Origin of the sequence: Polycladomyces subterraneus (assembly GCF_030433435.1) — a bacterium.
GTDB classification, from domain to species: domain Bacteria; phylum Bacillota; class Bacilli; order Thermoactinomycetales; family JIR-001; genus Polycladomyces; species Polycladomyces subterraneus.
Window position 1 is genome coordinate 1 of sequence record NZ_JANRHH010000002.1, and the last position, 13,821, is coordinate 13,821.

At 46.8% G+C, this 13,821-nt stretch carries 7 protein-coding genes and 3 pseudogenes; 5 read left to right on the forward strand and 5 right to left on the reverse strand.

Annotated elements, in window-relative coordinates; all coding sequences use genetic code 11:
* Positions 1-289 precede the first annotated feature (289 nt).
* Positions 290-616: a sugar phosphate nucleotidyltransferase gene (locus NWF35_RS00060; RefSeq protein ID WP_301237087.1), complete on the forward strand. Its 327-nt coding sequence runs from the start codon at positions 290-292 to the stop codon at positions 614-616.
* 195 nt (positions 617-811) lie between these two features.
* On the opposite strand, the gene curA is transcribed toward NWF35_RS00060, so the two are convergent.
* Positions 812-1,834 carry an NADPH-dependent curcumin/dihydrocurcumin reductase gene (curA, locus tag NWF35_RS00065; RefSeq protein ID WP_301237081.1) on the reverse strand — a complete coding sequence of 341 codons (1,023 nt, stop codon included), beginning with the start codon at positions 1,832-1,834 and terminating at the stop codon, positions 812-814.
* Positions 1,835-2,403: 569 nt separating this feature from the next.
* Entirely contained in the window at positions 2,404-3,801 is a 1,398-nt protein-coding gene (locus tag NWF35_RS00070; RefSeq protein ID WP_301237082.1) for a peptide MFS transporter, read from the reverse strand.
* 1,252 nt (positions 3,802-5,053) lie between these two features.
* Here NWF35_RS00070 and glcT point away from each other — a divergent pair.
* Both glcT and ptsG read left to right on the forward strand, forming a co-directional pair.
* Positions 5,054-5,896: a glucose PTS transporter transcription antiterminator GlcT gene (gene glcT / locus NWF35_RS00075; protein WP_301237083.1), complete on the forward strand. Its 843-nt coding sequence runs from the start codon at positions 5,054-5,056 to the stop codon at positions 5,894-5,896.
* 200 nt (positions 5,897-6,096) lie between these two features.
* Complete coding sequence (gene ptsG, locus NWF35_RS00080) at positions 6,097-8,055, forward strand: glucose-specific PTS transporter subunit IIBC (RefSeq protein WP_301237084.1); 1,959 nt, start codon at positions 6,097-6,099, stop codon at positions 8,053-8,055.
* Positions 8,056-8,248: 193 nt separating this feature from the next.
* Here the strand turns inward: ptsG and NWF35_RS00085 are convergent, their stop codons facing one another.
* On the reverse strand, positions 8,249-9,370 hold the full coding sequence (locus tag NWF35_RS00085; protein ID WP_301237085.1) for a KamA family radical SAM protein: 1,122 nt from the start codon (positions 9,368-9,370) through the stop codon (positions 8,249-8,251).
* 157 nt (positions 9,371-9,527) lie between these two features.
* On the opposite strand from NWF35_RS00085, the pseudogene NWF35_RS00090 reads away from it, so the two are divergent.
* Together NWF35_RS00090 and NWF35_RS00095 are read left to right on the forward strand one after the other, a co-directional pair.
* A pseudogene (locus tag NWF35_RS00090) lies at positions 9,528-9,626 on the forward strand (transposase); the annotation flags it as partial.
* Between the two features lie 308 nt (positions 9,627-9,934).
* The gene (locus tag NWF35_RS00095; RefSeq protein ID WP_301237086.1) at positions 9,935-11,290 is read left to right on the forward strand and encodes a YheC/YheD family endospore coat-associated protein; all 1,356 of its coding nucleotides are present in this window, start codon (positions 9,935-9,937) and stop codon (positions 11,288-11,290) included.
* A 1,157-nt stretch (positions 11,291-12,447) separates the two neighbouring features.
* Here the strand turns inward: NWF35_RS00095 and NWF35_RS00100 are convergent.
* Positions 12,448-12,777, reverse strand: a pseudogene (locus NWF35_RS00100) (DUF3870 domain-containing protein).
* Positions 12,778-12,911: 134 nt separating this feature from the next.
* A pseudogene (locus tag NWF35_RS00105) lies at positions 12,912-13,821 on the reverse strand (acyl-CoA dehydrogenase family protein); the annotation flags it as partial.

Below are 13,821 nucleotides of genomic sequence, written 5' to 3' on the forward strand. Positions count from 1 at the left end.
CAAACAGTGCGGATACACCATCCACGCTGATCTGAATGGGGCGATCAACATCGCCAAAGCCATTTCAGGGTTAGTAGCCTAGCACACTGGTAACAGGTGTGCCGCCCATCCGGGTACGTGCTAACCGGGTGGGATGGGCTGATGACACAGCCCTAGCTTGAGGGTTGCCCGAAACAGAAATGGACTGAGGGCGTTAACCACTCAAGAATCCCACGGCTTTAGCCGTGTGGAGTGTCAAGAACAATCCCAAACGCATGTAATCGCTTTACAACAAGTTCCTGAAGATGAAGTGGACAGATACGGGATTATATCCCCTGCTTCCATGAATACGTTTGACCGTTTCTCCAACCGATTATGGCAGATTCAAGGACTCGTCGAAAAGCCGAGACGGGATCAGGCGCCATCCCATTTGGCTGTTATCGGAAGATATATTCTGGAACCGTCCATCTTTCCGTTATTGGAGAAGGCGTCTCCGGGCAAAGGAGGGGAGATCCAGCTGACCGATGCGCTCAACGCGATCAGTCGAACCCAACCGATTTTGGGGTTGGAGTTTGTGGGCTCAAATTGGGCTATATCCAAGCCACGATTGAATTCGCCCTCGAACGAGAGGAATTGAAAGACGACGTCATGATGTATCTTCAATCGATACGGCATGACATAGTCGGTTGCTACAGGATATAGGAGGCACTCTCAGGGAACCCCTTCCCCGACTCGTTCCCCACATGGTGAACTCACTTCAGGGGAAAGGGTTCCCGTGGTTTCACTATTTGTCAAAGACATTCCCTAGTCAGCTCATGCACGTCCGCATCGTTTACTGCGTGCGTTCAGCCACTTTCACCAGCTGTTTACCCAAATTTTCTCCGGTAAACAGCCCCAAGAACGCTTTTACGGTATTTTCGAATCCTTCCACGATATGTTCCGTGTATTTCAGTTGACCTGTCTTCAGCCACTGCGCCAACTGCCGGGTTCCTTCTTCAAAGCGATCCACATAGTCCGTCACGATAAATCCTTTCATCAATGCGCTGGTAATCAGTAGTTGAGGCTGAATGCGCGGCCCGATGTCCGGTTTCTCCAGATTGTACAGAGAGATTTGACCGCACAAGGGAATGCGGGCACCGTGATTGAGAAGCGAAATGACCGCGTCCGAAATCTCGCCGCCCACATTGTCAAAATAAATGTCGACACCGTTTGGACATGCTTCGGCCAACGCCTTTTTCAAATTCGGTGTGGTTTGATAGTTGATCGCCGCATCCAAACCGAGCTCATCCAACAGATATTGAATCTTCACTTCGGACCCGGCAATGCCCACTACCCGACAACCTTTGATCTTGGCGATCTGTGCCGCAACCGTGCCAACTGCCCCGGCGGCACCAGAAACGACGACGGTCTCTCCGGGTTTCGGTCTCCCGATCTCCAGCATTCCGAAATAGGCAGTGAGGCCTGGCATTCCCAATACGCCGAGAGCGGTGGTAATCGGGGCGAGCTCCGGATTCAATTTTCTCACCTGATTGCTCTTGACGGCCGCATATTTTTGCCAACCGTAGTGAGCGAGCACGATGTCTCCTTCTTTCAGATCCGCTGCTCGCGACTGCACCACTTCACCCACCACTCCGCCGGTGACGACTTCATTGAGCGGATAAGGCGGCACATACGATTTTCGATCGCTCATTCTGCCCCGCATGTAGGGATCGACAGACAAGTACAAGGTACGAACGAGTACCTCTCCCTCTCCCGGTTGAGGAATTGGCCCTTCAACCAGCTGAAAATGTTCCTCCTTCGGCATCCCTTTGGGTCTTTTTACCAACAGGATTTGTTGATTGGTTTCCGTGGCCATACGGATTCGCCTCCGTTTTTATAAGTGTGACAAGTCGAACAATAATGGATTCCCGATGAAAAGTCAACGTAGCAGATTGATGGTAGAAAGGGCGATTCTTTGATAGGCTCAAGATAACAAGCGTACCAGGAACGGAGACGCACGGAGGGCGGGAAAATATATAATGAAGTAAAAACTGGGTTGTCTGCATGCGCACCACTCCAGTATTGCGTATATGGATCAAGTACTCCGAGATTATCGAATTTTTAAAATGGGACAAACCCTTTGTTTGAGTTCCTGTGCAGGCAAAATCAACCAAAAATCCTGCTGTATACAAATTCGGAAACAGTGGAAGGAAGATAAAAAGCACCGCCGAAGCGGTGCTGAGATTGATGACAAACCCCTGGCTCTTTTCGAAGAAAGGTGTCAGGAGACACCCATTGTCTTCACAATAAAATGGACGGTAATTTTCCGCGATAAATGAGAAATCGATGTTTCATAGTTTTTTCTAAGCAAATGGTCTTGGGGGACAAGGTTCTCTAAGTTGACAGTTTCGGGTTGAAATTCCCTGGACGGGTTCGTTCTGAAATCTATTCGATCATGTTAACCAATTTCTTGGAAATGAGCAGCAGGATGAAACCAAAGAAGATCGACATTATCCCTATCAAGCCAAACACTTCTAAATACCCTAACGTTTGAGTGAATGCAGCCAATTGACCACCTAAAATATTGGCAATGCCGGTACTAGCCAACCATACGCCCATTAGAAGTGACGCCAGTTTGGCCGGAGCGATCCGGCTCACCATGGATAATCCTACTGGTGACAAGAACAGCTCACCAAGAGTGTGGAACAGGTAGGTGACAACGATGAATAATAAGGGTGCTTTATGCAAAATATGATGTTCATCGCTACCAGTTTGCAGTACGGCCAATACCAAAACCATGTAACCTAATCCGAGAAGGATCATACCCAGTCCCATTTTGGTAGGAATGGCCAGATCTCCTCGTTTTGTATTGGCTAGCTTGACCCACAGCATAGAAATAATCGGCGCCAATAGGATGATAAATACCGGGTTGACGGCTTGGAACCAGGAGATCGGGACTTCCCAACCAAAGACCTGTCTATCGATAAAATATTGCGTATAGAGAGTGAGTGAGGTTCCTGCTTGTTCAAAACCGGCCCAAAAGAAAACAACGAAGACAGCCAAGATGAGAATCGCTGCCGTTCTTCTCTTTTCTTGTTTGGTCAACGGTGCTTTTGGTTGATTTACCTTTTTTTTCGATGGTGTATAGCCGGTCGGTTTCTTTCCAATATCGCCAAGATAACGATTCGCTAATGCATTAAAAGCGACTTGACCGAGAATCATCCCGATGGAAGCGGCCAAAAATCCATATTTGAAACCGTAATGAACCAGTCCGTTTACTGTCGTTTTAAAGAAATCCTCCGCCAGGTAGCCACAGACCAGCGGTGCGAACAATGCCCCGAGGTTAATACCCATATAGAAAATGGTAAAAGCGGAATCTCTTCTTTTATCGTTTTTATCGTATAAATCACCGGCAAGAGTAGAGATATTTGGTTTAAAGAAGCCGTTTCCGAGGATCAGTAAAGCCAGTCCCAGATATAAGGCCCATCTGCTTTGCTCGGCAAACAAAACAAAGTTTCCGAGTGCCATGGTAATCCCGCCGATGGTAATAGCAAGCCTTTTACCGATGAATCGGTCTGTCAGATATCCACCCAATAATGGTGTGAAATAGCAAGCTCCTGTATAAAACCCATAGATAGATGCGGCCAAACCTTCCTCAAAACCAAGACCTCCGCTGACCAACGCGGTGGTTAAGTATAAGGTTAGGATTGCTCTCATCCCATAGTAACTGAATCTTTCCCACATCTCTGTAAAGAAGAGCAGGTATAAACCCGGCGGATGTTTCTGTTTGGACTGTTGTGCGGGCTCTTTTGACTGTTGTCGGACTTTTAGTGCTGCTTCCAATTTTATACCTCCTTATAGACGGAAAAGATGCTTTGTAATCAAACCGTAGTTTCACCTGATTTAGTTTTTGATTTTATATTAATACATAAATTTGGGTCAACAGAAGTATATCGGAAATAACGTTTTTTTTATTATTGTTCTTATTTGTTCATTAATAATATACCAATTAAACTATAATTGAGTGTGAATGATTAATTTTTGAAATAATATTCCTCAGCCGTAAACTCATCCCACGGAAGTAAAGGTGATAGCGAGATTGTTCGCACTGATGATGTGGGGTCTGAAAACAATCTATGTAATTGGAAGTATCGGATCGATCTGTGTTGAATTCTTTCCCAAACCCTATCGTTATTGGATCATTTGTCCATAGTCAGTGCAGCAGAGATAGTGGAACGGGAAACAACAATCGAAATTGGAAAACCCTGAAAGGGGCATGGGTAAAAAGGGACTGAGCTTAAACAAGTTGCGGATGGCACGTCCAAAATTAGATCATCACGGAGGGCATGCCCGAAAAGTCCCCAACGGGAGCACCAAGCGGGTTGTTGGTGAAGTGCGAAATCCGTCTCCCAACTGTATGGCTAAGGATATGGAGCGGGGCAGACGGATGTTCGCAGAACTTTGACAGAAGTATTGCTTGATAAAAGGAGAGGATCATCGTATGATCATCCGGAGGCTTACGATGAAGAACTGTCCCAATGCGAGCTTTCCCAATAATAGTGTTTCATCAGATGTTTCAGGATCTTGGACGCTTTTTTGCAATGACGGTACGCCTTTCGCAACTGATAGTAATCCATCGTATGGTAATGGTCTTGCATGGGGGGATACACCATTGGAGACGTTGGCATCATGGGATACGGTAACATGATTGGTTGCTTAGGTTCCATTTCACTCGCTCCTTTTGAAGATTTGACAATGGTATCGTATGACTGTCATCCGCACCCGTACCTGGTCATTTGCCCTATTTTTGTCAGTAGACGGATGAAATTTGAGCCTTGGTGACCCGGGCGGAGGAATTGTTTATATTCCAGAGTAAATATCTAAATATTATAAAAAATAACATTTGTGTATAATAGACATAGCACAAGAGAAAGAGGTGATTGACAGGCTGTTTGTCGTTCCCTACAATTAGTGTCCGGCATGGATATTCCTGACTTGTAACATGACTGGGAAGTTTCACCTGTGAACGCGGTTTCAAAATCGGGTAACATAAAAATTAGTGTCGAAAAGCGGCAGGAAAGGGATTGGATGGGCCGTGAAAGACGCATTTGTCATCAAAAAAACCTTGAACAACAACGTGGTCATCGCAACACATCCTTCGTACGACGAAGTGGTGTTGATCGGGAAAGGGATCGGGTTCCGCAAAAAGACGGGGGACGTGATTGAGCGGGAAGCCGTGGAAAAATGCTTCACGCTGATCGACAAGAAGGAACAGGAGCAGTACAAAGAGTTGGTTTCCCAGGTGGACGAGCGTCTGATCGAATTGATGAATGACGCTGTCCGGTTGATCCGGGAGCGCTTTCAAACGCCGCTTTCCGAACACATTCACGTCGCGCTGACCGATCACGTCGGTTTCGCGTTGAAGCGGTTGGAGCAGGGTTTGGAGTTCAACAATCCCTTTCTCATCGAAACCCAAGCATTGTATGAAAAGGAGTTTGAGGTGGCCGAGGAAATTGTGGACATGATCTGTGACCGCTTGGGTATAGAGCTGCCTGAGAGTGAAACTGGTTTTATCGCACTTCACATTCACAGTGCAGTGACACGGCGCCACTTGGCGGAAATCCGACAGCACTCGCGGTTGATCATGCGATTGATTGACGTTGTCGAATCCTCGCTGAAAATCCGCATCGATCGAAAAAGTTTGGATTACCTGCGCTTGATTACGCATTTGCGTTATGCCATCGAACGGACGCTGCGGGGGGAGGATGTCAGTATTCCCGAAGGCTTTGAAGAACTGTTGCAAACGCAATATCCAGTGTGCTATAATCTGGCTTGGAAATTGGCCAAGGTGATGGAACGTTCGTTGAATCGTCCCGTTCACCCGGCTGAAATCAGCTACTTGACGTTGCATCTGCAGAGATTGTCGCACAAAAACTGAATCATATGGGCCTTATTTTCACGTGTTACTGATTCGATCAGGCATGAGTGGAAAAAGGCTGTAACTTCGTTTGCAAGTGAAAGGGCTTCCCTTTTGCAAGCGGTTGCAGTGCCTTTTTTTGCTCATGCCTTTCTTATTGCCAGTAGAAAGATGCAACAAACGGCCCATAAAACGCCATACTGAAACGGGAGGGACAAATGATGTTTAAGCAGGCGTTTGGGAAACTGCAACGTGTCGGTCGAGCGCTGATGCTTCCCGTCGCAATTTTGCCCGCGGCCGGGTTGCTGTTGGGGCTCGGGAATAAGAATGTGTTGAACATCCCGATCATGGAGCATGCAGGCGGTATCATCTTTGAAAACCTAGCTCTGCTGTTCGCGGTCGGGGTGGCAATTGGTCTGGCCAACAGCGAAGGAACCGCCGGTTTGGCTGCCGTTATCGGTTACCTCATCATGAACGTGACCATGGGGGAAATGGCCAAAGCATTCGGCGGCCATAGCGTGGAAACAGTGAAGGTATTGGGAATCGACACCCTGCAAACGGGAGTGTTTGGCGGGATTATCATCGGTATGTTGGCGGCATATTTGTATAACCGCTTTCATGACATCGAACTGCCGCCATTCCTCGGATTTTTCGGCGGAAAGCGGTTTGTGCCGATTGTGACGGCTGTCTCGTCGTTCTTGCTGGGTGTGGCCTTCTTCTACATCTGGCCCCCGATCCAGCACGGGATCGATGTGGTGTCTCATTACGTCACCACGCAAAATACGGCCTTGGCGGCATTCATTTTCGGTGTGATTGAACGTTCCTTGATCCCGTTCGGATTGCATCACATCTTCTATGCTCCGTTCTGGTTTGAATTCGGTAGTTTCAAAACCGCAACCGGTCAAATCGTTCACGGAGACGTACAGCGTTTCTTTGCGGGTGACCCGACAGCGGGAACGTTTATGTCCGGGAAATTCCCGTTCATGATGTTCGGTCTGCCGGCCGCTGCGTTGGCGATCTATCAAGAGGCGCGGCCGGAGAAGAAAAAAGTGGTCGGCGGGATCATGTTGTCTGCTGCGCTGACCTCGTTCTTGACGGGGATCACTGAGCCGATCGAGTTCTCGTTCTTGTTCGTGGCGCCCGCTCTGTACGTGGTTCACTGTCTGTTCGCCGGTATTTCCTTTATGCTGATGGACATTCTGGGCGTGAAGGCCGGAATGACATTCTCCGGTGGATTTATCGACTACCTGCTGTACTGGAACCTGGACACCAAACCGTGGCTGATCATTCCGGTGGGATTGGTGTTTGCGGTTATCTACTATTTCGGATTCCGCTTCGCCATCCGCAAATGGAACCTCAAAACGCCGGGACGTGAAGATGAGGATGAAGCCGTAGAAGGAAGCAATGTCTCGGCCCAGGGTGGCGCTGAATTGGCTCAAGGCGTGCTAGAGTCGCTGGGTGACAAGGAGAACATCACTCACCTGGATGCTTGCATCACCCGGCTGCGTGTCTCTGTGGCTGATCCGCAGAAAGTGGATCAAAATCGGCTGAAAAAACTGGGTGCCTCCGGTGTATTGGTGATGGGGAACCATTTGCAAGTGATCTTCGGTCCCCGTTCTGAGTTGATCAAGGAACAAATGAAGCAAATCATGGCCGGCAAAAAACCGTCGGAACTTAAAGCGGAAGAGAAGAATTCCGATGGTCAGACACAAACGTCCGCGACGGTGGAAAATGAGTCCTTCGTCTCTCCGATGACAGGTAAGCTGATGCCGATCACCGAAGTGCCCGATCAGGTATTTTCCCAAAAAATGATGGGGGACGGCTTTGCGATCGAACCGACGGAAGGTGTCGTGGTATCCCCGGTTGAAGGGGAAATCGTCAACGTTTTCCCGACCAAGCACGCCATCGGCATCCGTTCCGTGGGCGGCCGCGAAATCCTGATTCACGTCGGGATCGACACTGTCAATCTGCAAGGGAAAGGCTTTGAATCCTTCATCTCCGAAGGGGACAAAGTGAAACCGGGACAAAAACTGCTGGAAGTGGATCTGGACTATATCAAGGAAAACGCCACTTCCATCATCACCCCGATCGTGTTCACCAACTTGCAAGAAGGCGAATCGGTCAAACTGAACAAAACCGAAGTTCAATACGGTGAAAAAGATATCGTGTCGGTGAAGTAATACCTTAACGGGAGCCGTTTTCCAGAAGGAAACGGCTTCCTTCTTTTTCAACGATTAGAGATGCTGTGGTCGGCACTACCCAATTTCCGATCTATGGTTCTGAGATTGATGACAAACCCAGCGAACCAAACATAAATTTGGCCGCTGGGTTTATTTGCTCCTGAGGACCATTTTCTTGATTATTGGTACACATTTATTTCGAATAAACAGTCGACTTCTGAGCTTCCAACACGGCTTGGGCACCTGGCAGATCGTCGAACCAGGCGGCCCGGTCGGGACAGTCCAACACCATGAAGTGGCCATAGTAGTCGGGATGACGGGCCTGATGGAATTTCAGGTAGATTTTTCCCCGATCGATCCCCAAAATTTCGATCTTGCCTGAAGAGTGGCTCATAACGTAGCGAATTCGTTTGCCCAAACCGGAAGTACGGGCTTTCGCCTCTTCAATCACTTCATAGGCCTCTTTGAAAGGCAAAACGAAGCTGGCGTTGCCGGCGACGGGACGGTTTTGGAAGATATAGTAAGGGGCGACGCCGGCCCACGAGAGTTTGTCCAAGAGTTCCGCCAGCACTTCCGGATCGTTATTGATCCCGCGCAGGACAGGGGTCTGGTTGACCAAAACGACCCCGGCACGCTGTAAGGCGTCGATGGCCTGGTACGCTTCCTCGGTTAATTCCCGCGGGTGGTTGAAATGGGCCATGACGTAGATTTTTTTATCGGGCCTGGAATACTCGGACAAGGTTTGGAGCAGCTCCTCATCTTCGTAGATGCGCATCGGGTTGAACGCGGGCAACTTGGTGCCGAAGCGGATGATCTTGACATGGGGAATTGCACGGAGCATCTTCAGGATCTGTCTGATTTTCCCGGTCGCTAAAATCAACGAATCTCCGCCTGTTAACAACACATTATTTATCTCCGGGTGATTGGCGATATACTCCACGCCTTTGCTCACTTCCATAGAGGTTTCGTGCACATCGTTTCGGAACAGGCGTTTGCGGAAACAAAAACGGCAATAAGCCCCGCATACTTCTGATACCAGGAGAAGAGCCGTGGTTCCATATTTATGTTGACAGCCCGGCACGACATAGTTGGTGTGTTCGTCGGATGCATCCCATTTGCCGTATTCGTCTAATTCCCGTTCATTGGGGATGACCAATTTATAGATCGGATCATTGTCGGGATCCTCCCAATCAATAAGGGAGAGATAGTAGTCATTGATTCGAAATACGAATTTTTCCGTTATTGCTCTCAGTTTTTCACGCTTATCCTCCGGTATTGCCCTAATCTTGCGAATATCAGTGATGTAACGCGGCATGTAATATCCCCCTTTGCTTAGTTTACAGAAAGGTACTTCAGTATATGACCTCCATCCTGAAGTGGGTTCATATCCTCATTTAAGGTACTTCTCTTACCTACCCAAAAAGCCATATTCAGCGACAGAGATCTGTCAGGCTCAAGTTCCCCTTAAAATCACTTACCCTCACCAACTCGCCACCCGGGTGGGAACGATCACGCTGCGTGTTCCCCGGATTCGGGATGGCAAATTCTCGACGGAGCTGTTTGCTCGGTACTAGCAGAGCGAACAAGTCCTTGCTGGCCTATGGAGATGGTGGTCACGGCGTGTCAACCCCGGAATGAGGCTTGAATCACAGAGGGACTTTTGGGCGCTTTGTTGATGGAGACGTGACGAGAAGTGGGGCAGTGGCTGAACATGACGAATATGGTGTAGACAACGACAAGCCTCATTCCAAAGTCTCACGAAGAATATTTTGGACTTGATTGATACGTCCCAAAATCAGTAAAGTCAGCAGTTGCCCAAGCCGATAATAAGGGAGATGCATACAAATAAATACAAATTGTGGGCGAAAGAGGGATCCTTATGACAAATATGATTTTAACAAATGACTCGAAACATGTAGTTTCAATAGGCGCTCTGAAAGGGAACACCTCTCGAAACTCAGTTTCCCTCCCTTCAAAATTATTAAAACAATATCCATCCATATCCAAAATAAAAATAGGTCAATGGATAAAGAATGTACACTTTATTCAAAATGAGACTCTGAACACCGTCCAGTTAACAAAAGATATTTTAAACAAATGTGGGTTTAATCCGGGGATGGAGTGCAATTTAAAAGTTGAAAAAGATACCTTATGGTTGGGGCCGCTAGTCGGTTTGCTCACATCCAGTAGATATATTCGGAAATTAAAAGAACAACATCCCTCCTTTCGATCATTAGAAATGATAAAAACCAACCGTAAAGCAAAAACCGTATTGTTTTATTTTTGTACCAATGACGTTAATTTAAAAGAGAATACCATTGAGGGAACCAGTTTCAACGAATTGAGTGGTAAATGGGAAAGGAGGACCTATCCTTTCCCCGATGTGTTGTATGATCGTGGATCTGGAAGAGCTGTGTTTAAAGACAAAAAACATGTAATTGTACGTCAGAAAATAAGTGAGATTCCTGTTTCAAAAGTTAACGCTCAACATTATTTTGACAAATGGGATCTACATGAGAAGTTGAACCAGTACAATGAAATGAAGCCATACCTTCCTGAAACCAAACTTTATGATACCCAAGAACTTAAGGAAATGTTGAAGAAGTATTCCACTATTTATCTAAAGTCAGCTATTGGTAGCATGGGTCGCAGGGTTATGCGGATTACAAAAGATAAATCATATAATTCTAGTTATTATAGAAAAAAATTAAAAATAAAGAAACATTATAACTTTGATGACATTCACTCCGTGGTTAAACGATTTTTTGGTGGGGATAAAATCATTATGCAACAAGGAATTGATTTATTTCGTATCGATAACAGAAACGTAGACATGCGTGCAACTGTTCAGCGAAATGGTTCAGGTGATCTGGTCATTAATTCCATTGCCGTGCGTATTGGGGTTGAAGGATCGCCGGTGACTAGCACCCGAACCGGATCCAACGTTCTGCCATTAAATAAATTCCTTGAAAATTATGGAGAAAATTTTTCTTCCGATGTTAAAAAGCGTATAGAGAATTTCCTACTCCAAACGTACCGCTGTATCGAAAATGTTTATGGTTCCTTTGGTGAAATGGGCATTGATTTTGGTTTGGACAAAAAAGGTGACGTTTATTTCATAGAATCCAATGCCAAGCCGGCAAAAGATTCTCTGTATAAATCTCATAATAAAAAGACGATCCGAAATGCCTTCCAAAACCCGCTGGAATATGCTAAATACCTTGCTAAATTTTGAGTCAATAATTCATGGATGAAGACATAAAAAGGCCGATTTAACCTTGAACTGCTGATCTTCTTCCAGATAAGCGTTGTCAAAACAGTTTCCCTGCGGGACATACTGGGCAAATGCCCAAGCTCTTCGAGGGGAATCATGATGTGAACTCATGTGGCTGGTGCCGGAAACTCTTTGGTTTACAGAGACGACTCTAACACGTTTGCTCCTCAAACATACCGCTGTGTATATCAAACCCAATTCCAATCATCGAGGAAGGAATCCTCAAGGTGAGTCTGAGTGTGATCAAATTGTGACCAATCTATCCGAGGAGCTAAACCCACCTCTAAAAAAAGCGTTGTCAGAGCTCCCTAATTAGCGGATATATTGTTGAGAATATTCTTAAGGGGGATCAATATGATAATGAGAACCGGGAGACCGTGACAGATGCGAATCTTAACGATGTTGGAAGTATTATCATTGAATGGCGTCTCCCGATACATCCGAATCTTCACCATGATGAAATGCAACAAATGTTCGAGGATGACCGGATTGGGTTGAGGAATGTGACAATAATAATATCAACGCAATAACGGATGCAATTGTCCAATATATACAGATCACCAAAGTCCAATACGGTGAAGAAGATATCGTGACGGTAAAGTAATTACGATATCTCACAACAAAACGGGAGCCGCATTCCTGAAGGAATCGGCTCCCGTTTTTTATAACAGTCTCAGTCACAATTAGGAGTTTGGGGCTGAACCTGCCGTATTACCTATCCAAGTGAAGGTTTCCTCCAAAAACTCCTTTACCCCTTCGGGGCCTGTCAAGTGCAAATAAACTGGACGATTGGGTTCTATACGTAATTCGAAATTGAAAAAAGGACAACATAAGCGTTCCAGTGAGATTAAATTCAGCAATTTTGATGATAATTGAGTATTCTGCTGGATATTGTATCGATTTGTTTCTTTTTCTTCTGTCCAAACGTAAGATCTCCCATATATATACTCTTTGAGTTATAAAAATTACTTGAGGATTGTCTGCCCTCGCCACTTGGAACAACCCCGCATTAATGATATTATCCCCTTCGAAGTTACACAGTAAGGGTCTTGCTTTACTGTCTACTCGAAGGGGATAATTTCGTCAATGGGTTCGTTACGAGCGCTAACGGAGCTCGTTTAGTTTGGTGTTTTGACTTGACCTGTGTAAATCAAATATTGCTGATGGACATCACGGATGGCTGCGATTAAGGCCTGTTGTGCCTTTCCATGATAGGACTTCTGGATTTCTGCCACAATCGGTTCCACTCCGTCTTGCAGGCTAAGTCCTCTCAAGATTCACCCGATAAAACCTTGGGCATGTTGAGTAGCCAAGGTGCAGGATGCATCTAGGATCACGCCGTATTTCCGGTCAATTTCAACAGTCAAGGTCAGGGACTCATACACCGTCCTGGCTGCCATCCTCTGCGGTAATTTGGCGTGTCCGGCCAGCATCACTGTTTTTCCCATGGCATCTCCTCCATAAGAATAGCCTCGAAGACAGGGGGCTTTTTCTTATGGTATCAAAATGTAACCGCTTGTTCTATGGCCTAAACCAGTTCCTTCGCCTCTTCAAAGGGCCAGGAGGGCAGATTTTTTCGGAGTTACTTGTCTTTTCGGTAACCTAATGCGTATTCTGCTTGCATCACTTGATGGATTTCCTTGCATCACTTGATGGATTTCCCTGGTTCCTTCATAGATAACAAGAGCTTTTGCATTTCTCATATACCGCTCTACCGGGAACTCATGGGAGTAGCCGTTAGCACCGTGAATTTGGACCGCATCCACAGCGGCATTGAATGCGGCATCACAGGCGAACCATTTGGCGAGGGAAGTCTCCCGGGTATTGCGGATCCCTTTGTTTTTCATCCAGCCGACCCGGTAAACCAGAAGCTTGGAGGCTTCGTAGCCTGCCACCATTTTGGCGATCATTTGTTGAACCAGTTGATGTTTCCCGATGGATTTCCCAAAGGTTTCCCGTTCATGGGCATACTTGACGCTCGCTTCGATACAGGCATCAATCAATCCGACAGCCCCGGCGGCAACGCTAAAGCGGCCATTATCCAAAGCGGACATGGCAATCTTAAAACCTTCGCCTTCTTCACCTACGAGATTCTCAGCGGGGACTCGCACATCTTCCAAGAAAACTTCACCCGTATTCCCGGCCCGGATGCCCAGTTTGTTCTTGAATCCACGAGTCGTTACCCCGGGATAGGTCCGTTCCACGATGAAGCAGGAGATTCCACGGTGTCCCTGATCCGGAGAGGTTTTGGCAAAAATCAGGAAATGATCGGCGACGTCGCACAGTGAGATCCAGGTTTTACTTCCATTCAGAATGTAGGAGTCCCCGTCCTTGATGGCCCGGGTTTGGATGGCGGCCACATCGGACCCGGCGTTCGGTTCGGTTAAACCAAAGGCACCCACTTTCTTCCCTTGCGCCTGTGGCATGAGATACTTTTCTTTTTGAAATTCGTCTCCCCATTGCAACAGCGTCATGCTGTTCAGCGCCGTGTG